The sequence below is a fragment of the Oribacterium parvum ACB1 genome (genome assembly GCF_000238055.2).
GTDB lineage: Bacteria > Bacillota > Clostridia > Lachnospirales > Lachnospiraceae > Oribacterium > Oribacterium parvum.
In genome coordinates this window covers 1,585,916-1,611,629 of record NZ_KE148312.1, presented here as the reverse complement: position 1 = coordinate 1,611,629, position 25,714 = coordinate 1,585,916, and the positions used below count along the sequence as shown (strand labels likewise).

Annotated in this window: 25 protein-coding genes; 1 reads left to right on the top strand and 24 read right to left on the bottom strand. The window is 43.0% G+C overall.

The window, feature by feature from the left end:
• Positions 1-14: 14 nt before the first annotated feature.
• The 23 genes from atpH to HMPREF9625_RS07085 all read right to left on the bottom strand — a co-directional run bounded on the left by atpH (position 15) and on the right by HMPREF9625_RS07085 (position 23,138).
• The gene (gene atpH, locus HMPREF9625_RS07195) at positions 15-554 is read right to left on the bottom strand and encodes an ATP synthase F1 subunit delta (protein WP_009534040.1); all 540 of its coding nucleotides are present in this window, start codon (positions 552-554) and stop codon (positions 15-17) included.
• Positions 551-1,054, bottom strand: coding sequence for a F0F1 ATP synthase subunit B (atpF, locus tag HMPREF9625_RS07190; protein ID WP_009534039.1), 504 nt, complete (start codon positions 1,052-1,054; stop codon positions 551-553). Before atpF ends, atpH begins: the two co-directional genes overlap by 4 nt.
• 42 nt (positions 1,055-1,096) lie before the next feature.
• Positions 1,097-1,378: an ATP synthase F0 subunit C gene (gene atpE / locus HMPREF9625_RS07185; protein ID WP_009428481.1), complete on the bottom strand. Its 282-nt coding sequence runs from the start codon at positions 1,376-1,378 to the stop codon at positions 1,097-1,099.
• A 200-nt stretch (positions 1,379-1,578) separates the two neighbouring features.
• Positions 1,579-2,340 carry a F0F1 ATP synthase subunit A gene (locus HMPREF9625_RS07180; RefSeq protein ID WP_009534038.1) on the bottom strand — a complete coding sequence of 254 codons (762 nt, stop codon included), beginning with the start codon at positions 2,338-2,340 and terminating at the stop codon, positions 1,579-1,581.
• 3 nt (positions 2,341-2,343) lie between these two features.
• Complete coding sequence (locus HMPREF9625_RS07175) at positions 2,344-2,778, bottom strand: hypothetical protein (protein ID WP_009534037.1); 435 nt, start codon at positions 2,776-2,778, stop codon at positions 2,344-2,346.
• Between the two features lie 73 nt (positions 2,779-2,851).
• Positions 2,852-3,118, bottom strand: a complete 267-nt coding sequence (locus HMPREF9625_RS07170) for an AtpZ/AtpI family protein (protein WP_009534036.1) — start codon at positions 3,116-3,118, stop codon at positions 2,852-2,854.
• 322 nt (positions 3,119-3,440) lie between these two features.
• The gene (locus HMPREF9625_RS07165) at positions 3,441-4,289 is read right to left on the bottom strand and encodes an RnfABCDGE type electron transport complex subunit B (RefSeq protein WP_009534035.1); all 849 of its coding nucleotides are present in this window, start codon (positions 4,287-4,289) and stop codon (positions 3,441-3,443) included.
• Between the two features lie 9 nt (positions 4,290-4,298).
• Positions 4,299-4,913, bottom strand: a complete 615-nt coding sequence (locus HMPREF9625_RS07160) for an electron transport complex protein RnfA (protein ID WP_009534034.1) — start codon at positions 4,911-4,913, stop codon at positions 4,299-4,301.
• Complete coding sequence (gene rsxE, locus HMPREF9625_RS07155; RefSeq protein ID WP_009534033.1) at positions 4,910-5,605, bottom strand: electron transport complex subunit RsxE; 696 nt, start codon at positions 5,603-5,605, stop codon at positions 4,910-4,912. Before rsxE ends, HMPREF9625_RS07160 begins: the two co-directional genes overlap by 4 nt.
• 10 nt (positions 5,606-5,615) lie before the next feature.
• On the bottom strand, positions 5,616-6,224 hold the full coding sequence (locus HMPREF9625_RS07150; RefSeq protein ID WP_009534032.1) for an RnfABCDGE type electron transport complex subunit G: 609 nt from the start codon (positions 6,222-6,224) through the stop codon (positions 5,616-5,618).
• Between the two features lies 1 nt (position 6,225).
• Positions 6,226-7,164, bottom strand: a complete 939-nt coding sequence (locus HMPREF9625_RS07145; protein WP_009534031.1) for an RnfABCDGE type electron transport complex subunit D — start codon at positions 7,162-7,164, stop codon at positions 6,226-6,228.
• Positions 7,165-7,167: 3 nt separating this feature from the next.
• Positions 7,168-8,571: an electron transport complex subunit RsxC gene (gene rsxC, locus HMPREF9625_RS07140; protein ID WP_009534030.1), complete on the bottom strand. Its 1,404-nt coding sequence runs from the start codon at positions 8,569-8,571 to the stop codon at positions 7,168-7,170.
• Between the two features lie 332 nt (positions 8,572-8,903).
• Positions 8,904-9,746: a bifunctional 5,10-methylenetetrahydrofolate dehydrogenase/5,10-methenyltetrahydrofolate cyclohydrolase gene (locus HMPREF9625_RS07135; protein ID WP_009534029.1), complete on the bottom strand. Its 843-nt coding sequence runs from the start codon at positions 9,744-9,746 to the stop codon at positions 8,904-8,906.
• A gap of 45 nt (positions 9,747-9,791) precedes the next feature.
• Positions 9,792-10,448 (bottom strand): cyclodeaminase/cyclohydrolase family protein, encoded by a 657-nt coding sequence (locus HMPREF9625_RS07130; protein ID WP_009534028.1) that lies wholly within the window; start codon positions 10,446-10,448, stop codon positions 9,792-9,794.
• 71 nt (positions 10,449-10,519) lie between these two features.
• Positions 10,520-13,246, bottom strand: coding sequence for a YfhO family protein (locus tag HMPREF9625_RS07125; RefSeq protein ID WP_009534027.1), 2,727 nt, complete (start codon positions 13,244-13,246; stop codon positions 10,520-10,522).
• A gap of 16 nt (positions 13,247-13,262) precedes the next feature.
• On the bottom strand, positions 13,263-13,667 hold the full coding sequence (locus tag HMPREF9625_RS07120) for a GtrA family protein (RefSeq protein WP_009534026.1): 405 nt from the start codon (positions 13,665-13,667) through the stop codon (positions 13,263-13,265).
• 197 nt (positions 13,668-13,864) lie between these two features.
• Complete coding sequence (locus HMPREF9625_RS07115) at positions 13,865-14,362, bottom strand: CarD family transcriptional regulator (RefSeq protein WP_009534025.1); 498 nt, start codon at positions 14,360-14,362, stop codon at positions 13,865-13,867.
• Positions 14,363-14,585: 223 nt separating this feature from the next.
• Positions 14,586-15,065 carry a 23S rRNA (pseudouridine(1915)-N(3))-methyltransferase RlmH gene (gene rlmH, locus HMPREF9625_RS07110; RefSeq protein WP_009534024.1) on the bottom strand — a complete coding sequence of 160 codons (480 nt, stop codon included), beginning with the start codon at positions 15,063-15,065 and terminating at the stop codon, positions 14,586-14,588.
• A 1-nt stretch (position 15,066) separates the two neighbouring features.
• Positions 15,067-15,642, bottom strand: coding sequence for a hypothetical protein (locus HMPREF9625_RS07105; RefSeq protein WP_009534023.1), 576 nt, complete (start codon positions 15,640-15,642; stop codon positions 15,067-15,069).
• Positions 15,643-15,676: 34 nt separating this feature from the next.
• Complete coding sequence (locus HMPREF9625_RS07100; protein WP_009534022.1) at positions 15,677-18,379, bottom strand: valine--tRNA ligase; 2,703 nt, start codon at positions 18,377-18,379, stop codon at positions 15,677-15,679.
• Positions 18,380-18,396: 17 nt separating this feature from the next.
• A complete protein-coding gene (locus tag HMPREF9625_RS07095) occupies positions 18,397-19,182 on the bottom strand; it encodes a tetratricopeptide repeat protein (RefSeq protein ID WP_009534021.1) in 786 nt (261 codons plus the stop codon).
• Position 19,183: 1 nt separating this feature from the next.
• Complete coding sequence (locus HMPREF9625_RS07090; protein WP_009534020.1) at positions 19,184-20,425, bottom strand: DUF5716 family protein; 1,242 nt, start codon at positions 20,423-20,425, stop codon at positions 19,184-19,186.
• Positions 20,426-20,444: 19 nt separating this feature from the next.
• Complete coding sequence (locus HMPREF9625_RS07085) at positions 20,445-23,138, bottom strand: DUF5717 family protein (protein WP_009534019.1); 2,694 nt, start codon at positions 23,136-23,138, stop codon at positions 20,445-20,447.
• Between the two features lie 537 nt (positions 23,139-23,675).
• Here HMPREF9625_RS07085 and HMPREF9625_RS07080 point away from each other — a divergent pair.
• Positions 23,676-24,209 (top strand): DUF4364 family protein, encoded by a 534-nt coding sequence (locus tag HMPREF9625_RS07080; protein WP_009534018.1) that lies wholly within the window; start codon positions 23,676-23,678, stop codon positions 24,207-24,209.
• Between the two features lie 133 nt (positions 24,210-24,342).
• Here the strand turns inward: HMPREF9625_RS07080 and HMPREF9625_RS07075 are convergent, their stop codons facing one another.
• Entirely contained in the window at positions 24,343-25,656 is a 1,314-nt protein-coding gene (locus tag HMPREF9625_RS07075) for an aspartate aminotransferase type Ic (protein ID WP_036569557.1), read from the bottom strand.
• Between the last annotated feature and the right edge of the window lie 58 nt (positions 25,657-25,714).

Here is a 25,714-nt window from a genome sequence, read left to right as displayed (position 1 = left end):
TATGCCCATCCTTTTTACAAGACTACTTCATTTACATTTTTCCGTATCTCTTTTAATCTGCCGGAAACGGTACCGTCCAAGGTCTTTCCGTCGACTTCCACCTTGAGTCCCCCTAAAACCTCGGGGTCAATCTTCTCCGACAGGATAATCTTCTTCTGACAAAGCTTCTCCAGCTTTGTAATCAAAGCCGCTTTCTGCTCTTCACTTAAGGCTACAGCACTGACCACAAGAGCATCGGTAATTCCCTCATCCTCTTGATATCGCTTTTTGTATGTTTTGTAGCACTCGGAATAGCTCCTGAGCAGGCCCTTTTCCAATAAAACCTTTAAAAAGTTTAAAAGATAAGGCTGTAAGTCTTCCGAAAAAGCCTGATCTAAAAGAGATAGTCTTTCCTTCTTAGGAATAGACGGCTCCAGCAAAAGACGGATATAATCGGGATTTTCCCGGAAAAGAGCCTTCACAAGCTCCATTTCCTCCAGAACTTCCTTTGTAATCTTCTCTTCCTTTGCTAAGTCATAAAAGCTCTTCCCATACAAAGCGGACGACTGATTCATGATGCCTCCTCTACATTTTGTAAGAATTCATCAATTAAAGCCTTATGATCATCTTCGTGGATTTCCTTCTCCACAACTTTACCGGCAATGTCCATAGCGAGACTTCCGATTTCGTCCTTCACTTCATTTAAAGCTTTCTTTCTTTCCAGACGAATATCCGCTTCCGCTTTTGCCTTGATAGAGCTTGCTTCAGCCTGTGCCTCTTTAATCATTTCCTCCGCACGGATGCCTGCATCCTTCTTTGCGTCTTCAATAATACGGCTGGCCTCACCTCTGGCATCGGACATGCTGCTCTCATATTCCGCCTTTACAGCTTCCGCATCTTCCTTTGCTTTCTTTGCCTCTTCTATATTCTGATTCGCAAGCTTCTGTCTCTTCTGTAAAACCTCATTGATTGGCTTAAAGAGGAAGCGCTTAATCAGATATGCTTGTATAAAAAGGTTCAAAATCTGGGCAATGAAGGTCCACGGTATGATGGTTACCAACTGTTGCGATTCCATCCTTTTTCTCCTTTCTATCTTCTTTCTAGGAAAATCATCCTATTATGCCAGGAAGTTCATGAACATTCCGGGTGCAACGAAGATTAAAAGAAGACCGGTAACGAAACCGTAGATACCTGTGGTCTCTGCGATAGCACAACCGAGGAGCATGGTGGAAGTAACATCACTCTTGCACTCCGGCTGTCTTCCGATTGCTTCCAGAGCCTTTGCTACGGCGTTACCTTCTCCAATACCGGGTCCGATACCGGCAATCAATGCTGCTCCTGCACCGATTCCACAACCTGCTAATGCAATACCTTTTGCCAAAAATTGAAAATCACTCATTGTTTTCCTCCTAGAAATTCATTTCCTATACTAAACAGGCTCTCATGTGTCCTGTTTATTTTAAATTAACTTTTCTTCTACAAGATTTATTCTTCTGCAGTATTTATCTTTCGCCGACTTATCCTTCCATAATATTTATCTCTCTGCAGTATGTATTTTCTCAAGTATGTATTTTCTCAAGTATTTATTTTCAGAAGTATTTATCCTTCCGCTGCATTGGCGATATACATAATCGTGAGCATCGTAAAGATGAATGCCTGCATGGCTCCGGAGAACCAGTCAAAATAAAAAGATAAAATAGCCGGTAAACCTACACTCAAGATAGGAATATGGGATAAAAACGCTCCAACAGCTCCCGGAATGAGTCCCAGTAACGCGGATGACGCAAGCGCAAGCGCAGTGTAAATCAATCCGTTAATAACGATGCCGGATAAAATATTTCCAAAATGACGACACGCCATACTAATGGGGGTAGCAATCTCCGAAAGGATATTGAAGGGTGTCATAATGAAAATCGGGGTAGTAAAGCCCTTTAGGTAGCCCAAAAATCCGCCGGCCTTAATCTTATTTGCCGTAATCATGGTAAATACGACGATGGCCCAAGCCGCTTCCGTCGATAAATCTGCTGTGGGGCTTCGTAAGCCCGTCAAGCTGATTAAGTTCGAAACAATACTTGTTCCAAAGAGTGCCGCCACAAAAGGAATCATCTTGTCAAAACGATTTCCTCCCGTATTGGTCCGAACAAGATTGTTCGCACTTTCCACAATTAGCTCCGCTATAGCCTGCCTCTTACCGATATTTTCCACCTTCAGATTTCTTGTCAGGAAAATGCAAAGACCGGTAATGATGAGCATAACCACCCAGCTGACGACTAGGGTTTCCGAAAGCAAAAAGTCCCCTAAAACAGGAATCCCCGTAGGAATTTTTAAGAATATCTTTGCACCGGAAATATCAAAATTCATACTCTAGTTTTCACCTCCTTGTTTTTGTTTTTTTCCCTTTTTCCACTCTACAATTCCTCTTATTCTGAGAAATGCTCCCGGAAAAAGTAAAGGAATAATACCCGGTACGGCTTGAAAGCATGGTGCCACAATAGCAAGAATAATCCAACCAAGCTGCAACATGGTACGTTTTCGGTAAGAGAGCCGCATCCTCTGGTAGGCCTCTTCCTGATTTTCTACGCTAAGAACACTCTGAACTGTAATCCCCATAAGCAAAAAATTCATTACAGCCACAACTGTTCCAAGCAGTCCGGACAAAATCACCCGATAATCAAAGCTCACTTTCTCCGGAATAAAATGGTGAAGAATGAAAATGCAAATCCACATAATAAGCGTGGCTATGCCGCTTTGCACGGCAATCTGCAGACTTTCCTTCTTCACAGTTTCCTGAACCCTCATTTTTCTTCCTTTCCATAGGTAAGAGACTTTCGCAATAAACAAAACATCCTTCTTCGGACAGATTCTCTCCTTCTCAGGACTTATGTTCGTTAAATGCCTTGTCCTTACTTTTCTTTTCTTCCTCTTCCTTTTTACAAACGGAAAGGTAGACTTTATATGCCGTCATACATGAACCACCTAAGCCAAAGAAAAAAGCGGGAATGTATATCCAATAGCCCAGAGAAAAGGCTTCTCTTAAGCGATATACCAAAAATAGGCAAAGTAAAAGCGGCATCGCAAGGGATAGTCCTAACTGTGTCAGAATCGACAGATTCTTTAAGGCCTTTGACCATTCCTTCATGCCACCCTCCTTGATTAAGAGTCTATAGTTTTCCTATAGATTCTTCTCCTTCTTACTCTACACCTCACTCTCCATCTATTCGAAAGTGAATGTGACAAAACAATATCATTTTGATTCTACACTAGCCAAAATGATTATTCAAGAAGCTAAGCAGTAGATTACTATAGTAAAATGCAATATAAGGGCTCTAAGAAATCTGTACGCTCTATAATATCGTCATAATTTGAGATTTTAAAAGATATATATAAAATAAAATAGCTTGTGAAACAGTTTCTTTTCCGCTTCACAAGCTATTCTTATACTCCGGGTTTCCTAAGCTGCATTACGCTTTTTCCATTGCGACTTTTGTTTCTTCCTTCTTCGGTCTCTTTCCGGTAATTGCGGAGGTTGGGCACTTCTGTGCACAGATTCCGCAATCTTTACACTTCTCATTCATCACTGCAAGATCATCAATGACATGAATGGCATCGAAAGGACAGTTTTTCTCGCACATTCCGCAGGCAATACAGCCGATGGAGCAGGAATCCTTAACCTGTTTTCCCTTCAAATGATTTTTACAGGAAACGATGTGTTTTTTCTTATAGGGAACTAAGGCAATCAAGGACTTCGGACAAGCCTTTACGCAGGCACCGCAGGCGGTACATTTTTCCTTATCCACTACCGCTACACCGTTAATCACATGAATGGCGTCGAAGGCGCAAACCTTTACGCAGGAACCGTAGCCGCAGCAGGAATAAGGACAAGCCTTCTCCGTTCCGCCCGGAACTACCACAAGGTCATTACAATCGGCAATTCCGCTGTAATGTGCCTGCTGCTTTGCCTTATCACAGTCGCCCTGACAATGCACATGCGCTACTTTTTTTACGTTATCCGTAGAAACAGAGTCTGTTCCCATAATGGCTGCAATCTTCTCCGCAACAGGAGCTCCGCCTACAGGACACTGATTGACCGGAGCTGTACCCTTTGCAATCGCCTTTGCACATCCGTCACAGCCGGGAAAACCGCAGGCACCGCAGTTACTTCCCGGGAGAGCAGCACGAACCTCCGCCTCTCTCTCGTCTACTTCAACTTTAAATTTTTCCGAGGCAACGCCTAAGAATAAACCCAATATCAATCCGGTTGCTCCCACAAGGCCTGCGGCAACCAGAATCAGAGTAGTCATTAAACTCATAATCCCTCCTTAAATTAATCCGCCGAAGCCGAAGAAAGCAATCGCCATAAGACAAGCTGTAATCAAAACGATGGGTGATCCTTGGAAAGAATGAGGAATACGATCATTTCCTTCGATAATATTTTCTCGTATCCCCGCCATAAGAAGGAGTGCCAAAGCAAACCCCACCGAAATTCCCAGTCCATAGACAAAGCTCTCCGCCAAGTTATAACCATAAGAGACATTGTTTAAAGCTACACCAAGTACCGCACAGTTTGTCGTAATCAAGGGAAGATATACTCCCAAAGACTCGTAGAGAGAAGGAATATTTTTCTTTAAAAACATCTCTACAAACTGCACAAGAGCGGCAATCACCAAGATAAATACAATGGTGTTTAAATATTCCAGACCGTCCTTTAAGCCAAGGGCCTGACAAAGCGGGCCGGAAGCCGCAAGGAAAGTCACATAAATCCCGTGTGTAATGACGGACGCGATTACAATAACGAAAATAACCGCTCCTCCCATACCTTTTGAGGACTCCGTCTTCTTGGAAACACCGAGGAAGGGACAGATTCCCAAGAATTGGGAAAGTACTACGTTGCTCACCAAGGAATACTTAATGGCAATTAAGAGTAAGTCTTTCATACCGTCTCCTCCTTCTCCTTATTTTCCGTCTTACAATCCGAGAAACATCCCATACAATTTCCGCTACATACGAACTCGCTCTGCACGGCATCTCCGTTCGTCGCGGAGGGCAGACGAAGTTTGTTTTGGATCGCGGTCAGCATCGCCAAAACGAGGAACGCTCCCGGTGCCAAAACAAAGATACTGATATTGTACGCTTCCGGAATGATACGAAAGCCGAAAATGCTTCCGGATCCGATAAGCTCACGCACCGTACCGATAATCACTAATGCAAAGGTGAAGCCGAGTCCCATACCGAGTCCGTCGCAGAAAGAAAGTAAGGGTCCGTTAAAGAGTGCATAGGACTCTGCTCTTCCTAAAATAATGCAGTTTACCACAATAAGCGGAATATAAATACCCAGCGCCTCATATATAGATGGCACATAGGCCTGAATAAGGAGCTGCACAATGGTCACCAACGATGCCACTATAACAATTTCTCCGGGTAATCTCATTCTCTCCGGAATGACCTTTCTTAAGGCGGAGATGACCAAGTTCGAAAACATCAGAACTGCCAGTGTGGAAAGTCCCATTCCAAGTCCGTTCATCGAACTGGTCGTAGTTGCCAAAGTCGGACACATTCCCAGCATGATGATAAAGGTCGGGTTCTCTTTAAATATTCCGTTTGTAATTCTTTCTAAATATTTATTCATAATCCCCTCCCTACTTTTCCGCATATTCTTCCACAAACTCCGTGGCAGCATTGACTACATTGGTAACAGCGGTACTCGTAATCGTCGCACCGGATATGGCATCAATTTCATTTTCACCGGCTCCGCCGCCCTTCTTTACGGAAAGTTTCGTGCCTTTTCCTTTGAACTGCTCATAGAACTCCGGAAGAGTCGCCTTCTGTCCAAGACCGGCAGTCTCAGGAAGTGTCTCCGGGAAGGAAATGCCCGTCACCTTTAAATCACTGCTTACCCCCACTACGACCACAACCGCTCCGCCGTAGCCGGCAGCTTGTCCCTTAAGTACATAGCCTACAATATTTCCGGACTCATCCTTCGCAAGAATGGCTTCGGAAAGGCTTGCATTACCGTTGTTTGCGGCAAGTTTTCCCTCCGTTGTTGCCTGTTCCAGCTTTTCCTTAAGACTGTCCGCATCATAATCATGTGCATCGAGAACTACTTTATAGGCAGCATTCGTCTTCTGCCTGATTGCTTCCGCAATAGTATCTTTTGTTGCTCCGTAAACCGCACCGAGAAGCAAACCGGAAATGAGGGTAATTGCCGTTAAAACAAGTGCATCTTTGATAAAGGAATCTTTCTTCATCTTATTTACCCTCCCTTCCAAATGCCTTCGGGACTGTCTTATTATTGATAATCGGAACTACAATGTTGGAAAGGATAATCGCGTAGGATACTCCCTCTGCCGATCCGCCATACAAACGGAAAAGCCCGGTTAAAAGACCGGCAAGAACAGCGAAAATCACTTGTCCCAGGGGTGTAATCGGAGAAGTTACATAATCCGTCAGCATAAAAAAGGCACCAAAGATCAGACCTCCGCCAAGAATTTCCGAAAAGAGATACTCGGGACTTGCCCCTCCCTTTCCGAAAAGTAAGGTAAAAAGGGCAACTGTTCCGATATAGATTAAAGGCATCTTTGGAGAAATCACCTTCCGAATAATTAAGTAGAGTGCACCGATAAGGAGACAGATCTTCGAAACTTCTCCGATTGTTCCCGGAATTCTGCCAAGGAACATATTCATTAAATCCGGTGTTGCTGTGGGACTCGCCTTTAAAACCGCAAGCGGAGTCGCGGTAGCTACTGCATCCGTTCCCACTCCGGTAAAGGTTGTCATCTTTCCCGCAAAGGAAATGAGAAGAAAACAACGTGCCGCAAGAGCCGGATTCATAAAGTTAGCCCCCAGCCCTCCGTAAAGCTGCTTCACCACAATAATGGCAAAAACAGATCCTACAACAGGAATCCAAAACGGAATGTTTGGCGGACAGTTTAAAGCAAGAATCATACCTGTTACTGCTGCGGACCAATCGTTTATCGTCACGGGAAGCTTCATCGCTTTCTGATACACAAGTTCCGTCAAAACTGCCGCCAAGGTAGTCAAAACCACAACAAAGAAAGCATGGAAGCCCCATTGCAAACTACCGTAAATTGCTGTTGGAAGCATGGCAATCACAACATCCCGCATAAGTTCTGAAGAACGCACGTCCTCTCTAATATGGGGACTGGATGAAATTTGTAACATTTTCATAATTTAAGCTTCCCCTTTCTTTTCTTCTGCGGCTTTCTTTTCCTCTGCAACTTTCTTTTCTTCTGCAGCTTTCTTTTCCGCTGCGGCTTTTCTAGCCATTTCCGACTTGATTCTTCTCTTCATTTCTTTAAAGCCCTGTGTCAAAGGCCGTTTTGCCGGACAAACATAGGCGCAACATCCGCATTCAATACACTCTGTTCCATAGAGAGCCGTGAAGCGATTGATATCCTTCTGTAAAACAGCCTTCATCATCATGACCGGCATCAAATTGGTCGGACAAGCAACAGCACAACGACCGCAGTTAATGCAAGGGGTAACAGGCTCTTTAGAAACCTGATCTTCTTTAAATGCCAAAATCGAGCTGGAATTCTTTGTCACGGGAACATCCAGCTTAAATAAAGACATCCCCATCATAGGTCCTCCGGAAATGATTTTTTCCGGCTCTTCGGTAAATCCGCCCGCAGCATCCACGAGTTGCTGATAATTAGTTCCGAGAGGTACACGGAAGTTTCCGGGATGCGCCACAGCGTCTCCCGTAACCGTAAGAATTCTTCTTACGAGAGGCTTTGATTCGCAAACTGCCTCATAGATCGCAATAAGCGTATCTGTATTGTTTACCAGTACGCCCTTATCTGCCGGAAGAATAGAGAAATTAATCTTTCTTCCTGTAACAGCATAAATCAGCTGACGCTCTCCTCCCTGCGGATAGCGAGTTTTTAAAGAAACGACTTCGATATTCGCTTCATCCTTCGTCATCTCAGTCAAAATGCGAATGGCTTCCGGCTTGTTGTCCTCAATACAAATCTTTCCCTTCGCATTCGGAAAAAGAGAAAGCACGACCTTTAAACCGCCGATAAGCTTTTCCGGTGTTTCCAGCATATCTCGGTAGTCGGAAGTAAGATAAGGCTCACACTCCACTGCATTAGCCAAGAAATAATCAATCTTATCCGGATTCTTCGGGCAAAGCTTCACGGAAGTAGGAAATCCTGCTCCGCCTAAGCCTACGATACCGGCATCTTTTACAATCTGCACGATTTCTTCTTTAGAAAGCTTGGTATAATCTCTCTTCTCCCCAAAGCCCGGAATCGTCTCATATTCCTGGTCGTTCTCTACCACAACAGACTCCACCATGCTACCGCCTACGGTCAGTCTCTTTTCAATGCTCTTCACCGTACCGGAAACGGAAGAAATCACCGGGGCAGAAATAAAACCTGTCGCTTCTGCTATTTTCTGTCCCATCAGCACTCTATCACCCTTTTGTACAAGAGGTGTTGCAGGAGCACCTATATGCTGAGACAGGGGATAGACCATCAGCCCCTCAGGACGCAAATCGACAATGGCTTTATCCATCGCCAATTCTTTTCCATCATAGGGGTGGACACCACCCTTAAAAGTGGAAACACCCATCTTTTTACCTCCCAAAAAAATCAATAAATAAACCAAAATGAATTATACTATGAAGCAGAGCAAAATTCACTAATGCACAAAGTATGCACTAAATTAAATGCAGTATTCTTCATTATTCACAAAACCTCTCTCCATATCCTCTACTATTTCGCATGGAATCAACAATTTGAGTCCTTTTTCAAATATTGTAATTGTTATGAAAATGAGGTTGTAAAGTTCCCAACATCCTTCCTACACAAAAAACGACCTCCCAATTGCCGGTTTTTCACCCCGGCAACCGGGAAATCGCTTTATTATGGATTCAGTATTTAACAATCTTTACAAGACTAAGTTTATTTTTCTTCTAGAAGCTGATAAGCCCTCACGAGATGCTGCGCCAAAACAGCCGTTGTCACAAGTCCCAAGCCTCCCGGAACCGGTGTAAGCTTATCCGCCACCGTCTTCATGGTATCAAAGTCTACGTCTCCGCAAAGGTTCCCTTCTTCATCCACGTTGATTCCCACGTCGATTACGGTAGCGCCTTCCTTACAATAGGAGGATCCGATGGCTTTGGCTCTACCTATTGCCGCAACCAAAACATCGGCTCTCTTACAAACCTCTTTGATGTTTTCCGTCTTGGAATGGCAGACGGTAACCGTAGCATTTTGATTGAGCATCAAAATCGCCAAGGGCTTTCCTACCACGAGAGAACGTCCGATAATGCAGACCTCTTTTCCGGCAAGCGGGATTTCAAAATGCTTGCAAAGCTGCATAACCGCCTCGGCAGTACAGGGTGCAAAGGCATTTTCGTCCTGTAGGAGAAGACCTGCAAGATTCTCTCTCGTAATGCCGTCCAAATCCTTCTCTTTCTTCATGTAACGCAGCATTTCTTCTTCATTGATCTGCTTCGGAAGAGGACGGAATACCAAAATACCGTGAATCTCCGGATCGTCGTTTAAAAAACGAAAGACCTTCATGAATTCTTCATTACTGCAATTCGCATCCAAATGATAGTCCTTTACCTCCAAGCCAAAACCCTGAAAGCGCTTCTTAACGGACTGCTCATAAGCAATATCCGATTCTTTCTCTCCTACCCTCAAAACTGCCAGAGTCGGAATACAATGATGCTCTTGCACAAAGCCGAGACATTCCGCCTTGATTTTCTCTACTAACTCTTTTCCTCTTAATTCTTCCATAGTGCTTCCCTTTCTGCTATGTATAAAATAGGGGAAAATCCCCGGCTAGATTGCTTTTTCTACTGTCTGAATTGCCTCTTCCAAAACCTTTAGCTTCTGTAAGGCTTCTTCAACCGCGTCTTCTCTCTTCTTCTTCGTTTCCGCATTTTTCATAAGATTGGTATTAATGCGTACATTCAAAGCTGCTCCACGCATAGCGGTAATGAGAAAGGATGCCCCTACCCCAACGTCCGAGATAGCAATTCGAGATCCGTTCTTTGCCAATTCCAAGAAACTGTCTGCCTTTCCTGCACAAAGCTGTAGAAGATGCAAGGGAACAAGAGAGGCTTTCTTAAGACACTCTTCCATCTGCTCTTCATAATGCTTTTTTTCTTCTTCTGTCTCCTTCGGAAGAGAATAAGCCTGAGACAAGGGATAGAATACTTCTTCATCCGCCTTGGCAAATCGTAAAGCGGATTGCTTCGCTTCTTCCCATTCCTTCATCCTTCCCTGCAGACATTCTTCATAATCGGCATATTTCTTCTTGCCCAGGGTGAGATTTCCCACCATGAGTGCAAGAGAAAATCCCAAGGCTGCCGATAGCGCTACCGCACCGCCTCCGCCCGGAACCGGACTCTTAGAGGAAAGGGCCTCCAAAAAATCCTTAATCTTCTCTTCTCCTAAACGTTCCTGCATTTCCGTACTTCCATACTGCTTCTCCATTCAGTCTTCCTCCTTTATGTTTTTTGAGTTCACAGCATAAGTCTAGATACAGTCTCTTCTTTCCCTCCATTCTACTCTTTTACTTCCATTTTTTCCACTACTTGTGAGCGGCTTCTTCCTCTTGGCAGATTTCCTCGGTACGGGGCAAGTTCATTGCCTCTTTTTCGACTTCGTCCATTGGCTCCGACAGGCACATTACTGTTTTTTTCTTCCTCCTCCAAAGCTTCCTGATTCTTACTTTCATTAGAAAGCTCTTCTTTTCTTTCCTCTTTTTTCTCTCGTCTTTCCGGTCTTCTCTCTATTCGCTCCGGTCTTATGTAGTACGCCTCCTCGCTATCCCACCTTTTCTTCATAAAGAGAAGCAAAACAAAGAATAGGATTGCACCGATACTGAAAAGAATTCCTAAATAATATCCCTCCGGTACAAAACGCATCTCGATTTCGTGATCACCTGCAGTTAACGGAATTCCCAAAAATGCGGAAAAGCTTTTTTCCGTCTCGATGCGTTTACCGTCAACCTTGACCTTCCAGCCCGGATCATAAGGGATAGATGTGAAAAGAACCGCATCGGATCCTGCAGTAATTTTTCCCTTCACATAGCCATCCCTCCACTTATCCAATTCCATTGCACGGCCGGAAAGCATGTCCGTAATTTCTCCAAGTACCTCATAGGAAAAGGAATATACCGTCGCGTCCATATTTTCACCCGTGGTCAGTGATTTCAGCTCCACTTCCGTACCGGCCTCCAAATATCCGAGGGAAAGAAAATATCCCCGGTCAACATGTTCAAAGTTCTTTTCATCGCCGGGAAGGATTGCCTTCACTTCCTTTACCTTATCATTATTGACATAAACATAAATTTCCGACGACTTTTCTACAGTAAAGTAATAAGAGGAAGAATCCATTTTCCCGAGTATGGTTGTGAATATATCCTCTGCACCGAGTGCTCCGGAAATAGAATTCTGTACCAATGCAGGAGTCCCTGCATGAAGATCAAAAGCGTCCAACTCCTTTTTACTAAGAAGATAGGCCAAGGGAAGCGCGAAGTGATTTTCATATAAACGATACTCTCCTACTCCGGACAGGTAGGAAAGACCCTTATCTTCCGCATGCTTCGGTTCTTTTTTCAAAATTTCATATTTTATGCCCAATAAGCTCTTCATCAGAGGACTGGCCCCATTGATTGAATATGCATTGGTAGAGGCCTCCATCCCTAGCTCCGTATACCAATCCGACATATCTCCATAAGCTGTCGATGAAAAGACGGACGCACTGTGGTATTGCATCAATGCACCGTCATCCTTGGTCTTCGCATCTTCCCGAATAAATCTATAAAATCCGGAATCTTCTCTTCGAAGCTCCTTCAAAATCTTAGAACTTTCCTTCGATCCTTCGAGATACGCTGCTCGACTCGTCGTCGGAACGGAAGTCACCGCCATATTGATGCTTAGTTCCACAAAACAAAGTGCAATCAACAGAATCTCAGTAATCCGTACTTCCATACCTCTCTTTTCAAGATAAAAGAGCAGATAAAAGAGAAAAAGAAAAAGGAGAGTCAGGTAAAATACAGACCAGTGAAATGCCTCCTCCGTAATCAGCTTCTGGCAAAGAATCACAAAGGAAAAACTTAAAAACAAAGCAAATGAAAGATCTTTCTTAGCACTGGTCTTTCGTTTCAAAAACCACTCCGCCCCCTGCATAATCAGAAGGAATATAAAAATAAAGCTTTGTCTTGCCGGCAGACTGTTCGGATAATGGAAGCCGTGCCAGATAAAATTCAAAGCATTTACGGAAAAACTCATGAAGAAAAAGAGCATAAAAGCAGCGTAAATGATTTTTTTCTTCTTCTGGATGGCGGGATTTTTGTAGTATAAGGGTAAAATAAACAAACTCAAGGTTCCTGCATAGATATTGGGCCAATGCTTTAAGCCCTGCTCTGTTTCCACAAAAGGAAAGAGTCTTGCCATCATATCGATAATGCTAAAATACTGAATCAGGGTCTTCGGAAAGGAAATACTTGCCGATGCAGTCAAACGCAAAGCAAAAAAAGCAGGTAAAAGCAGGATGCCGGCCATAATTCCGGAAAGGAGCGAGTACAAAGCAAAGCGTCCTGTTTGCCTTCCCAAGTCCCTTACGTCTGTTACTGCAGCATAAAAAAGCCTGCTCACGAAATAGAGAATCAGAAAAAGGCAGATCATGATACTGATATAATAATTGGATAAAATTGCGAGTGCCAGGCTCACGGTATAGAGAATGGGCTTTCCCTCATCCATAAGCTCCTCCAGCCCTAAAAGAATCAGAGGAAAGAGAAAAATACAATCCAACCACATCACATTCCAAGAATAGGCGGCGACATAACCGGAAAGTGCATAGAGCATAGAAAATAAAACGGCAAAAAGACCATTTTTCTGAAAATGCTTTCTCAAATAAATGGAAGCGGTCATTCCGGAAAGTGCTATCTTTAAGATAATGAGATAGCTGATATATTCTACTACAAGCCCTTTTGGAAACAGAATTACAAAGAAGTTCAGAGGACTTGCCAAATAATAAGCAATAAGAGAAGTAAAGTTAACGCCCAAACCGATATTGAAGCTATACTTTAGAGAGGAAAAACTCTGCAATTTCGCTTGAAATTCTCTGAGAAACGGAGCGTATTGATGATAGAGATCCGTCCTTAGAAAGCTCTCCTGCCCGAAAGGGAAGATTCCTTTTACAATAAAAATAAGTAGCATGGTCACAAGGGGCAAAAGGAAAGATAGCATATCCTCTTTCCGAATCCACTTCTTTGTCATTTTCATTTTCACCTCAAAAACCTCATTTAAAAATAAAGAACTTACTTCCGATATAGTTTAATACCAGATTGATTCCGGAACTGAGAATCCAGCCCGGAGTATGCGTAAAATGCAGAAAATCCACAAAAAACATCAAAAGCAAAAAGCTGAGAATACCCGATCCGATACGGAGGCTAAAAAAAGAAAAAAGCTCTCTTCCTTTATTCCCGCCCGACTTTTGAAATACCAGATATTTATTCGCAAAATAAGCAAAAAACACCGCTATAACAAACGCAATCAGATACGCAATTTTATAAGAAAAAAAAGGCGGAATTCCCATTCTTTCGAACAGAAAATCGCAGCCGGCATAAACAATATAATTTATCGCCGTGGTGAGTACTCCCACAATGATATAACGTACGCCTTCCTCCAGTATGTTTTTTTTCACGACCCCTCCAAATAAAACCGGAATAGACCGACTTTCTCTTAAGTCTTTTTAAAATCCAATGTCAAGTATACGAAAAAGCATCTTTAATGGCAATGCCCAGAATGGGAAAAGGGAATAAGGCATACACCTTATCCCCTCTAATACTCTGCTTTATTCCTTACAAGTCAGCTTTTATCTCCCGATTCCTACTCTTGCCCTTATGACGCATAAGCTCGAATCTTCTCTTCTACCTCTACTCTGGAAATACTCAGAGAAATCGCCAGTTCTTCATACAGTATATCTTCCGCCTGTTCCATGAAATGCAGATCTAAAAGTGTAAGCTTCTTTCCCTGCCTGGCTCTTTCTTCCCTTCTCTCTTTCACCGTTTTAATCACTTGCAGCAATGCATTCGGAGAACAACTCTTTATTCCTTCCCGACAGTTCTCTTCTCTTTGCTTCGGTGTCTTACAACATAATGCGTGAATCTGCTCTGCGGTATGCAGAAAAATCTCTGCCTGCTCTCTGGTCATTACCGATCGCATATTCGTCTTGCCGGCTTCCACAGGAGCATATACTGCTCCGGCCGGTTTCTTTACTGCCTGCATCACATAGTACTCCCGGTCTTTCGGAATCCCTTCCAAGTTCAGATGAGTGGTTCCAAGAATCTTATGAACCCCCTTACAGCCATAAACCACATACGTGCCTGACTGAAACATTTTCCCCTCCTTTTCTTTAAATTTTCCTCACTTTTTTCACTTTTCGGACAGCTTATTTTTTTAAATACAGAGTAAAAAAATAAAGCCTGTCACGAACAAATTTCTGTAACAAGTCTATCATTTTTCGGAAGAAGATTCCAGCCGAATTACACGAAAATAAAATCTTTGTCTGTTATAAATAAATAAGATTTATAAAAACAATTATTCTTTGGCATATTTTTTGTTATTTATGATAGGGCTCTCCCGAATTAATACGAAAGCTTCTGTAAATCTGCTCCAATAAAATAACACGCATCAACTGATGCGGGAACGTCATTCGCGAAAAGCTGAGCAAAAGATCCGCTCTTTGATAGAGTTCTTCACTAAGCCCCAAGGAACCGCCTATAACAAAAGTAATATCACTTTTCCCTTCCAGAAAAAGTTTCTCCATATTCTTTGCCAATTCAGGAGAATCCATTTCTTTTCCTTTTATTGCAAGAGCAATGACAAAGGAGCGTTCCGGAATCTTTTCCATCAGCCTCTTCCCTTCTTTATCGAGGACCATTTGCTCTTCTAGAGAACTTGCTCCTTCCCTTGTCTTCTCGTCTGCTACTTCTATCATTTCTAATTTGCAATACTTAAAGAGGCGCTTTCCATATTCGGAAAGTGCCTCTTTAAAAAATTTCTCTTTGATTTTACCAACAGCACAGACTCTTAAAGTCATCTTACACTCTCTTTCCCGAGAACTTCTGCACATCTCCCGGAGCGGTCCGTGTATCCGCATAGCCCTGGTCATCAAAATAAACCTCTCTGCCGTCGATGGTGAACGCATCATAGCGTCCCGCATCCCCCTGCAGCATGCCGCTTGGTCTTCCATCCTTATCCGTTGCAAAGTAGAAGGTATGGTAGCGACCTCTGTCGTTGGAAATACTTGCCCAGCCTGTACGAACCACGCAGGCCGTTTCACTGTTTCTCATTGTGGAATCATATTCCGCAAAATACCACTTTCCTTCAAGCCGGAACCAGCCTTCTTCCGCATTGCCTTCTCCATCGAAATAGTAAAAGCGACTGCCAATCTGCACCCAACGATCCTTTGCATACTTCCAAGACTTTCCCTTCACATCCAAGTACAGCAGCTTCCAGTGATTTCCACTGTTTTCCCAGCTGTATGCCGTACTATGTCCGCTCTTTACCGCAGCAATTTCTTCATTACTTGCAGCTCTTTCTTCCGCCGTTACCGTAAAGGCAAGGCAAAACAATAAAGCTGCCGTAAGAAAACTTAATTTTATTAACCTCTTCATAGAACCTCCCGTTTTCTGAAGGAAGGTTGAAATTTTAGGAAAGCATTCCCTTTCTCTCTTTAACTTGCTCTAACATCTGTCTGTACTTATCTGCCTTTTCCTTTTCTTCTGCAACCTTTTCTTTGGGCGCCTTGGAAAGGAATCGCTCGTTTTTCAACATTCCTTCTGCACGTTGTATTTCATTCTTCAGCCTCTCTTCTTCCTTCTCCAGTCTCTCGCGCTCTTTTTCGATATCCACAAGATCACTGAAGGGAATGAACAGATTCGCCTTCGGAATGAGAACGGATACGGCATTCTCCGGAATGCCGTCCCGATTCTCCTGTATTATAACATCGGAAGCAAAAGCAAGGGTAGCAAAGAATACCTTACTATGTTGGAACGATTTTCTTAACGATTCATCCTCGGAAACGAGATAAATTGTAGCTTTTTTAGATGGGGGTACATTCATTTCCGTACGAATATTTCGGACAGCACGAACCGCCTCCTTAATCTCCTCTATTTCCTTCTCTTCGGTATCGAAATCCAGTGTTTCCGTATATTTCGGAAACTCGGAAATGATTAGAGGTTTCTCATCGTCTCTAAATAAAGACTTCTCCGTCTCATATATTTCTTCCGTAATGAAGGGGCAGAAGGGATGAAGCAAGCTTAAGGAAGTCTTAAGGACTTTCAATAAAGTCCATAAAGCAAGACGCTTACTCTCTCCCCCCTCGTTATAGAGACGCGGCTTCACCATCTCGATGTACCAGTCACAGAACTCCTCCCAGATAAAGCTCTGTGTCTTATCCAAAGCAATACCGAGGTCAAAGGACTCCAGATTTCTCGTCACTTCCGCTACAACGCTGTTTAACTTGGAAAGAATCCACTTATCCGCCATCTCCAAATTCTCCGGAACCTTGTCTAAAAGCTCGGCAAGGGTCGGATTTTCAAGAGAAGACAGCATTGAAAGAGCCTTGCACTCCTCTTCATTACAATTCATGAAAAGGAAGCGAGAAGCATTCCAAACCTTATTCATAAAGTTTCGACTGGCTTCGACTCTGCTATGGTAAAAGCGCATGTCATTTCCGGGCGCATTACCGGTAAGAAGCGTCATTCGAAGCGCGTCTGCACCATATTCGGCAATGATTTCCAAAGGATCGATCCCGTTTCCGAGAGACTTACTCATCTTCCTTCCCTGATCATCTCGAACCAGTCCGTGAATGAGTACCTTTTTAAACGGTACTTTTCCGGTCTGCTCGATTCCGGAGAAAACCATGCGAACAACCCAGAAGAAGATAATGTCATATCCGGTAACCAGTACATCCGTGGGGTAAAAATAGCGATAATCTTCGGTATCTTCCGGCCAGCCCAGCGTTTCAAAAGGCCAAAGAGCACTGGAGAACCAGGTATCCAGGGTATCCTCATCCTGTGTGAAATGTGTTCCGCCGCATTTCGGACAGCTTTTAGGCATTTCTTCACTCACCAGCATTTCCCCGCAAGAATCGCAATAATAGGCAGGAATACGATGTCCCCACCAAATCTGTCTGGAAATACACCAGTCTTTGATATTTTCAAGCCAATGGAGATAGGTCTTTCCGTAGTTTTCCGGAACAAATTGTAGCTCTCCGTTCTTTAAGGCTTCAATAGCAGGCTTTGCCATCTCTTCCATTTTTACAAACCACTGGGGTTTCACCATTGGTTCAACGGTTGTCCCACAGCGATCATGAATTCCCACATTATGGATATGCGGTACCACTTTCTTTAAAAGCCCTTGCGCCTCAAGATCCGAAACCATGGCATTTCTTGCCTCATAACGATCCATGCCGTGGTATTTGGAACCCGGTAAATCAATCTTTGCATCATCCGTTAAGATGTTCATCACTGCTAAATTATGGCGTTCTCCCACGATAGCGTCATTGGGATCATGAGCCGGTGTAATCTTTACACAGCCGGTTCCGAATTCTTTGTCTACATACTGATCGGCAATAACGGGAATTGTTCTATCTGTCAAAGGAAGCTGAAGCTCTTTCCCCACAAGATCCTTGTAGCGCTCATCCTCAGGATTTACGGCAACCGCCATATCACCAAGGAGAGTTTCCGGACGGGTCGTTGCGATTTCCACATACTTTCCCTCTTCTCCGACAATGGGATAAAGAATATGCCAGAAAGAACCTTCTTTCTCCTCATGCAACACCTCCGCATCGGAAATGGAAGTCTGACAAACAGGGCACCAGTTGATGATTTTGGAACCCTTATAGATATAGCCTTTTTCATAGAGGTGGATAAAACTCTGTAGAACCGCATGAGAGCAGCCCTCATCCATGGTAAAACGAATTCTGTTCCAATCCGGAGAGGAACCCATCTTATGGAGCTGGTCTACGATTCGTTTCTCATATTTATCCTTCCACTTCCAAGCCTCCTTCAGAAATCCCTCTCTTCCGAGATCATGCTTATCTATGCCCTGTTCCTTCAGCATATTGATCACTTTAACTTCCGTAGAGATGGCTGCATGGTCCGTTCCTGGCTGCCAGAGCGTTTCATAGCCCTGCATTCTCTTAAAACGAATTAGTGTATCCTGCAAAGCATTATCTAAAGCATGCCCCATATGAAGCTGTCCCGTAACATTAGGAGGCGGCATCATAATGGAAAAAGGCTTCTTGGCATGGTTGACCTTTGCTGAAAAATAATTCCCCTTCAGCCACTTTTCATATATTCTGTCCTCAACCTCTTCCGGATTATACTGTTTTGCGAGTTCTTTCATTCCCTCTTCCTCCTATCCTACGCTCTACCTCGAATCTCTTCTTTCCACGATTCGATTTTTTTTCTTGCAAAGGAAAGAAAGACTTCCTTTCCCTCTCTATACGCCCCGTCAATTTCTTTTCTTTCCGAGCTTACTCTTGCCGCTTTCAGACTGTCTTCCCACTCCTTTTCCCAGGAATCGGTCACGCCCTCATCCAGCTCCGAAAAAACATCTTTGAATTTATCTTTCGGGAAGCACATTTTAGAAAGAAAATACAGTCTTCTTGCCGCCATCTTATCGTGATTTCTTTCATAAAGTTTTCTATAGCTTTCCGCTGCACGCTGGAATTCCTTTGTGTGAATATAGCTCTCTCCGATTTTTCGGATTCTGCGACCATTTTCCTCAAAATGCAAGGCGTCCTGATACGCATCCAGAGCCTTACCGTATTTCCCTAAAGAAAAGAGGCTGTCTCCCATCTTTTCTCTTCTTTCCGCTTCACTTAAAGCATGGATTCTTCTCCATTCCATACTGAGCTCATCCACTTCTTTTTCCGTATAATATCCGGATTCCCGAATCAGGCGAAAGAGCAGTCGCTCTTCTTTTTCCCCCATTTCTATCAGCGAAAGAAGCTTCTCGCCGAAGGTCTGCTCGCCCAAACTGTCTATAATCCAGTGACAAAGTTCCTTCCCGACAAAATGTTCCGGCACCAGATAAAGATAATGCCCCAGAGCATAGGCAAGTTCTTCCAGAGAGTATATGTGCAAATCCAGTCTTTCATAATAATAGGGCGTTTTTGCCTCCGCTTTGCATAAAATCAGCGCCATCTTACTCCTTTCCTAGGGGAATACTTTCTTCAATGGATTGATAAGTCCCCTTCCAAAGCTCTCCAAAGCCCAAATCCGTAAGTTTAATGACGGCTGTTTCATTTCCCCAAAAACGGGTATGCAAGGAAACTTTAGTACAACGACGCTCTCTCTTCGGAAACTCCTTTAGGCTCATCCTGTATTGCTTAGCTCTGGCACTTCCACTTAACTTATGTACCTGAAAATCAATATAGTCCTGATTATCCAAAAGAAGATATACGTCCTTTCTCTCCTCAAGCCAAGGATCTCCGGCATGAGCAAGATAAAGAGGGAATTCTCTTTCCTTCTGGCTTACCTTAATACTGATTTCATGAGAAATCCGAGTATCGCAGAGAAGTAAGTATTCCTCTTCTTCTCCCTTGCCAATCAGCTTTCCGTATTCCAAAGCGCCAATAGAGAAAAGAAAGGATTCTACACAAACCCTTCTTCCCCGAAGCAGCTTCTTCATAAACTCTGGAAAGAGCTCCGTATTTTCAAAACCTTTTCCTGAAAGGAAGAATGCACTATAGACCTTAGCCTTGGTAATACGATCCGTGACACCGGAGAGCACCTGATCCGTCATCTTCCTTCCTATGGGGTTTTCCAGTATACCAGAGGATAAGGCATCCGGCTGTGCTTCCCCAACAGAGATAGCGTACTTTTTACTGCCTTTGGACACCTGCATCTCATAGTAGTACAGCACCTGAGAGGAAAATTCAAACATTCCCACCAAACGATTGTAGAGCTTCTTTTCCTGCCTTAAAATATAGTGTGCAAAGCTTTCCGCATGGCTGACTAAACGGATTTCATATCTGTCGGAAAAGGTCTTGTTTAGAAGAGCCTTAAGCGAATGCATCACTTCCGGCTCTGCATCTCGAACACTGAGTACAAGAACATCTTTGCCATCTTCTTCAGGAATCTCCTTCCCCTTTATGCGATTCTCTCCTTCTATAAGAAGCTGCTCTAAAAATATAGCCAAAAGTTCTCCGGCATCATAACATTTCTCTGCCAGAGTAGCACTTCCCTTTTTCTTAAAAAGAGAGAGCAGTTTATCAACCAGGATAACACCGCCATCCAGATTCTTCTTGTACGCTTCTTCTCCGATATAAAAGCGATTCTCCTGTCTTTCCCTGCTTAAAAGAGTAGGAAAGCGATAGGTATACTCTTCTTTTACCAAGGAAATATCCGTATATTCATCGCTTAGCGCGATTCCGATTATTTTCACAAAAACCTCTTTCCTTCGTTTACTCCATTAAAACTCTGCTTAACGCCAGTTCCTTTTCCTCATACTCTTCCATAAGAGGACGCAGCTCTTCCCTATTTCCTTCCATAAGAAGTGAAGACATCCTGCACAGAGCGGAATAGGCATCCTCTCCATCTGTTATATGTGTTCCATCCTTTTTCAAGACAGACTCATAGAGAAGCTTATCCTCTTTTCCGATGGTAAAGCGATATTCCATGCTCTCACCCGGGAATAAAAGGAAGGATGCAGTATAAATTCCATGATAACTGTGTTGCAATTCTTCTCTGTGGAACTCCTTCTCTCCTTGATTTCGCACGGAAAAATAAGGCTTTTCTTCTATTTTCCCATGGTATTCCACAACTGTTTTTTCCATGACTGCCTTAGGAAGCGGAACAAACTTAGCCAGATCTTTTGTGTAGGAGAAGACATAATTCTTATCCAAAAGAATCGGCAGGATATCATTTAAAACTTCCTTCTCATCTTCCGTCAAAGATTTCCTCTTGGAAAAAGAATAACTCAAAGCCAAAAGACTGATAAGCGGGACTCTTTCCTTGTAAGACTCCCCTCTTACTTCCTCATAAAGCAAACGGGTAAATTCAGGATTTTCTTTTTTCTGATACAAGAAAACGGAAACGGCATAACTGGTTAAAAAGGCTCGCATGAGCAAGGGCTCATTCCCCGAAAAACTTCTGTAAAGAGAAAAGGCCTCTTCCGCTTCCCTTCTTTGCTCTGTAAACAGGCATTGCGCTAAAAGGCGTTCAGCCATGTTTAAAAGCTGAGCGGAGGCAATCTTTCCCTTCTCTTCTCTCCGCTTTTCAGCTCTTTTCAAAATGGAATACATCTCTACACTCGCACCATTCCACTCTTCGAGAAGAAAAGCCAAGGCCTTGTCACTGATTTTGTGCTCCTGAAAAGCAATAAATGAAAGATACAGGGAAAGCGCATTCTCCCCACGGTCTATCGCTGCATCCACAAAATCCGCTAAAAGTTCCTTTTCAATATTTAGATACGGGTTTTCCTTATAGAAAGAAATCGCCCGTTCCATTTCTCCCCTGAATAAAAGAGCGGAAAGATAATTCTCTTTCTCCTTCCGATTCATTCCTTTTGTGGGAATTTTAAGTAAAAATTGCAGGCTTTCCTCGTGGAAAAATACAGCGTTTTCCTTTCTGTGATAAGCGAGAATCTCCCCTAAAATCTCCATGCGAAAAGCAGCGGAAAAAGCCGGATTCTGGAATACTTTTTCCATTAGTTCCAGATCCTCTTCCGTCTTCATTCCCTCTTTTTGTAAAAGCAATGCTTTTTGCAGAAGGAAGACAGAGCCGGAGCCAAAAAGCTTTTCTACCTTTCGTTCCAGTTCTGCACCTTCAAAAACCTTGGTTTTTCTATAATTTACACGACAATAACGATTGCCCCTATCATCTTGGAAGAGAAGAATCATATCCCTATACGGCATGGGAACATAGGCCTCTCCGTTTTCGAGGCTGTATATTTCTTCCCCTTCCAAGGCAGGATGGGAAAGCACGATCTTCTCAATCTCAGTATCCTCTACCACGACCTTATATGAACGAAGAATCTTAGGAAGCACCTCCGCCATTTTTTCATCCACCATATCCGGAAAAATCAGATTCTGATAAAGGAAGCCCAACTCTTCATTCATTCTTCCTTCCAAAAGTGATTCTATCGCGAAATCCTGCATTTGCCTTGCAAACTTCTGGTAGATATCGGAGTTTTCCCGGAAATTATGTAGAATATTGTAATACAAAGCCAGTCTTAAGCCTTCTTCTACACGATACTCATAAGAAAAATAGAGATAAACGCTTTTCGGTAATTCCTCCTTATAGCCCCTTTTCATGGAATAAAGGAGATTCTCATAGAGATTGGTCAGCTTTATATTTTCCTCAACACCCTGTTTGTAAAGGGAAAATGCTTCTTCTCCTCTTTCTCCGTTTCGAATGCACTGTGTAATCTTATCTTCCAGCGACATCCCTTCCGGAAATTCCAGATGCTTTTCTTCTTTCTCTCCGGATACAAACGCCCTACTGTTTCGGTTTTGCGCATTCCTCGGTCTTTCCGAAAAATATGTTAAAAACTCTTCCAATGCAAGAGTACGATTCACACAGGGCTTCAAAAGAGAATAGAGCTTTGCCGCCTCTCCGTTTTGCATCAGGGGGGCAGACGGAAAGTCACGATAGTCAAAAAGGCGAACTGCTGCCGCTTTATCCTCTTCCGTCAGTTCTTTTAAGTCATGACAATGACGAATCTCTTTGATTTGCTGAGCAGAGGGAGATTTTTCCAAAACAAAATGATAGGGAATCCGCTTTTCCCCACCCAAATAAACGAAGTCCAACTCTCCATGGAGTTCCGTCTCCTCATCCATCCCCTCGGTATTCACCGAAAAGCTTACCTTGGTTCTTACACCTCCAAACGCATTTTTGTGCAAAACAATAAAAGGCTCCTTACAATATACCAAGCCCCGCATAGGAATTCCGTTCAAGGATTGTATAAATATTTCAAATGTCTTCGTCTCCAAAAAAGGAATCTTACCTTCGATATACTCTTCCGAAAAATGAGTAGAAGGCTTTTCCTGGTCCACGATACCTCTGGCTAATTTGTTAATCTTTTCTCTCATAGCAAACACTCCATAGGGCTCTATTTTAGCATAGGAAAGCCGTTCTAAAAAGATAGAATTTTCCATACCTCAGTTTCCCTTCCCCTTTGCTTCATCCATCTCAATCATTCTTTGTTCTGCATCTATATTACTGCATCTATATTGCTGTATTTATATTGCTATACTATATTTCCATCTCAATACTTCTATCTTTATATTTACTATGCCTAAAACCTTCTTTTTCCGCCTTTGTTCGAAATCTTTCCGAAATAGAAGGATAAAACTTTTAAAAATCAATGTAGGATAGCCATGAAACAAGGTACCCGAGGAAAGAGTATACTTTAAAACATGCCCTTAGTGCAAGGGAAAGCCTATTTCATTCCTTTTTCCCTTTCTTTTTTGAAATGCAATATTCCTTCTTAGAAAACGGAATAGCTCTTCTTTGAAAACAGAATAGCTCTTCTTCCTATTGCCTATCTCCGTAATAATCTGCTAAACTAGGTACTTAAACTGCAATAAAATGCGAATTGAAGATGCTCTCCCCTCTTTCGGGAAAGTGATTTTATGAGATTTGCTTGTTTACTTATTTTAAATAAAGATTGATAAGCAATAAAAGGAATATCTATGAACACAGAAGCCCTAACGCAATATAAATTAATGATTCTTTACTTACTTCATTCTGTAAGTTATCCCCTTAGCAACAGTCAGTTAAGCGGATTTTTTTTAGACAATGAATACACTACCTACTTTACCTTGCAACAGTGCATTTCCGACTTGGTCGAAGCGCATCTTATCAGCTCTCATCAGAGTCGCAGTACCACGCGTTACGAAATAAGCGACGAGGGAAAACAAACTTTACAATTTTTTGAAAATGAAATCCCTTCCATAGTGAAAGACGATATGGAACAATTCCTTTCCAAGAACAAATTACGACTGCAACATGAATCCTCCGTTTACACTGATTATTCGCAGACGGACAAGCAGGATTTTTCGGTGCAACTTGAATTAAGGGAAAGCAGTAGCCTTCTCTGTCGACTGGATTTAGATGTACCGGATGAAGAAATCGCACAGGCAATCTGCAAGGCATGGAAGAAAAAAAGCGGAAAGATATACTCCTTTTTGCTTTCCGAGCTCGTAGAGGATGAAGAGAATAAATAAAGAGTATAGAGAGTATACGGAATTATAAGAATACGGAATAGGGCGAATCCAAGACCAAGAAAGAGGAAGGAGTACCGAGAAACAATCACGGTACTCCCTTTTTCTTTTCTATATTACGTGCTTAGCCAACTATCTAAATCGTGCAAGCCTCCAAACCGCTTGTCTTTTTCTTTAAAAGCTTCTCTACACTGATAAGCTTCACGCAAAGACAGAAAAGCTCTGTCGCAATCCGTAAATCTTCCAATGGCGGATAGGTAGGCGCAATACGGATATTGCTGTCTTCCGGATCCTTTCCGTAGGGAAAAGTTGCTCCTGCAGAAGTCAGCTTCACACCTGCCTTTTTACACTTGTCCACAACCTCTTTCGCACAGCCCGGAAGCGTCTCAAAGCTGATAAAATATCCCCCTTTCGGATTGGTCCAAGAGCCGATATCCAAGCCGTTTAAATTCTTTTCAAAAACACTTTCCACCATTTCAAACTTCGGACGAATTATATCTGCATGCTTCATCATGTGCTTCACCATACCGTGGATGTCCTCAAAAAAGCGTACATGGCGAAGCTGATTCACCTTATCATGTCCGATAGTCTGGTACTGCATCTGCTTCTTGATGTCTTCCAGGTTGTTTAAGCTGGTTGCCATGGAAGCAATACCGGAGCCCGGGAAGGAAATCTTGGAAGTGGAAGCGAACTTATATACTAAGTCAGGATTTCCCGCTCTTTTACATTCTGCCAAAATCTCAATCAGATAGTCCTGGTCATGGTCATAAAGGTGATGCATTCCATAAGCATTATCCCAATAAATACGGAAGTCCTTTGCAGCCGGCTTCAGTCTTGCAAAGCGGCGTACCGTTTCATCGGAGTAGCTGTATCCCTGCGGGTTACTGTATTTCGGAACACACCAGATTCCCTTGATACTCTCATCAGAGGCTACCAGTTCCTCTACGATGTCCATATCCGGTCCCTTTTCCGTCATAGGCACATTAATCATTTCAATACCGAAATACTCGGTAATGGCAAAGTGACGATCATAGCCCGGAACAGGACAAAGCCACTTGATTTTATCGAGCTTGCACCAAGGTGTGTTTCCCATTACACCATGGGAGTAAGAACGGGAAATGGAGTCATACATCACATTCAAGGAAGAGTTTCCGAAGATAATGATATTGTCCGGATTGTTCTCCATCATGTCGGAGAGCAACTCCTTCGCTTCTGCAATGCCGCCCAAAACACCATAATTTCTTACGTCAAAGCCGTCACTGGAATACATATCCGCCTCACTGTTTAGAGCGTCCATCATTCCATTACTTAAATCCAACTGGTCAAGACTGGGCTTACCTCTACTCATGTCCAAATTCAGATCCATATTCTGGTATTCTCTATAGCTTTGCTTTAATTCCTTTCGTAAGCTTTCCAGTTCTTCAACGGATAAATCCTCATACCTTCCCATGCGCATCTCCTTTTTTACTCTTCTATCCTTTTCTTTAGTATGCTTCTTGTTTTCAACT

Coding starts and splice junctions, on each gene's coding strand:
- HMPREF9625_RS07150 (WP_009534032.1), bottom strand. CDS start 6,224: ATGAAGAAAGATTCCTTTATCAAAGATGCACTTGTTTTAACGGCAATT.
- atpE (WP_009428481.1), bottom strand. CDS start 1,378: ATGAGTGATTTTCAATTTTTGGCAAAAGGTATTGCATTAGCAGGTTGT.
- HMPREF9625_RS07125 (WP_009534027.1), bottom strand. CDS start 13,246: ATGAAAATGACAAAGAAGTGGATTCGGAAAGAGGATATGCTATCTTTC.
- atpF (WP_009534039.1), bottom strand. CDS start 1,054: ATGGAATCGCAACAGTTGGTAACCATCATACCGTGGACCTTCATTGCC.
- rsxC (WP_009534030.1), bottom strand. CDS start 8,571: ATGGGTGTTTCCACTTTTAAGGGTGGTGTCCACCCCTATGATGGAAAA.
- HMPREF9625_RS07160 (WP_009534034.1), bottom strand. CDS start 4,913: ATGAAAGACTTACTCTTAATTGCCATTAAGTATTCCTTGGTGAGCAAC.
- HMPREF9625_RS07175 (WP_009534037.1), bottom strand. CDS start 2,778: ATGAGGGTTCAGGAAACTGTGAAGAAGGAAAGTCTGCAGATTGCCGTG.
- HMPREF9625_RS07080 (WP_009534018.1), top strand. CDS start 23,676: ATGAACACAGAAGCCCTAACGCAATATAAATTAATGATTCTTTACTTA.
- HMPREF9625_RS07135 (WP_009534029.1), bottom strand. CDS start 9,746: ATGGAAGAATTAAGAGGAAAAGAGTTAGTAGAGAAAATCAAGGCGGAA.
- HMPREF9625_RS07085 (WP_009534019.1), bottom strand. CDS start 23,138: ATGGAAAATTCTATCTTTTTAGAACGGCTTTCCTATGCTAAAATAGAG.
- rsxE (WP_009534033.1), bottom strand. CDS start 5,605: ATGAATAAATATTTAGAAAGAATTACAAACGGAATATTTAAAGAGAAC.
- HMPREF9625_RS07075 (WP_036569557.1), bottom strand. CDS start 25,656: ATGGGAAGGTATGAGGATTTATCCGTTGAAGAACTGGAAAGCTTACGA.
- HMPREF9625_RS07115 (WP_009534025.1), bottom strand. CDS start 14,362: ATGTTTCAGTCAGGCACGTATGTGGTTTATGGCTGTAAGGGGGTTCAT.
- HMPREF9625_RS07170 (WP_009534036.1), bottom strand. CDS start 3,118: ATGAAGGAATGGTCAAAGGCCTTAAAGAATCTGTCGATTCTGACACAG.
- HMPREF9625_RS07180 (WP_009534038.1), bottom strand. CDS start 2,340: ATGAATTTTGATATTTCCGGTGCAAAGATATTCTTAAAAATTCCTACG.
- HMPREF9625_RS07095 (WP_009534021.1), bottom strand. CDS start 19,182: ATGGCGCTGATTTTATGCAAAGCGGAGGCAAAAACGCCCTATTATTAT.
- HMPREF9625_RS07100 (WP_009534022.1), bottom strand. CDS start 18,379: ATGAAAGAACTCGCAAAACAGTATAATCCGGAAGAGGTTGAGGACAGA.
- atpH (WP_009534040.1), bottom strand. CDS start 554: ATGAATCAGTCGTCCGCTTTGTATGGGAAGAGCTTTTATGACTTAGCA.
- HMPREF9625_RS07165 (WP_009534035.1), bottom strand. CDS start 4,289: ATGAGTTTAATGACTACTCTGATTCTGGTTGCCGCAGGCCTTGTGGGA.
- HMPREF9625_RS07105 (WP_009534023.1), bottom strand. CDS start 15,642: ATGAAGAGGTTAATAAAATTAAGTTTTCTTACGGCAGCTTTATTGTTT.
- HMPREF9625_RS07145 (WP_009534031.1), bottom strand. CDS start 7,164: ATGAAAATGTTACAAATTTCATCCAGTCCCCATATTAGAGAGGACGTG.
- rlmH (WP_009534024.1), bottom strand. CDS start 15,065: ATGACTTTAAGAGTCTGTGCTGTTGGTAAAATCAAAGAGAAATTTTTT.
- HMPREF9625_RS07130 (WP_009534028.1), bottom strand. CDS start 10,448: ATGGAGAAGCAGTATGGAAGTACGGAAATGCAGGAACGTTTAGGAGAA.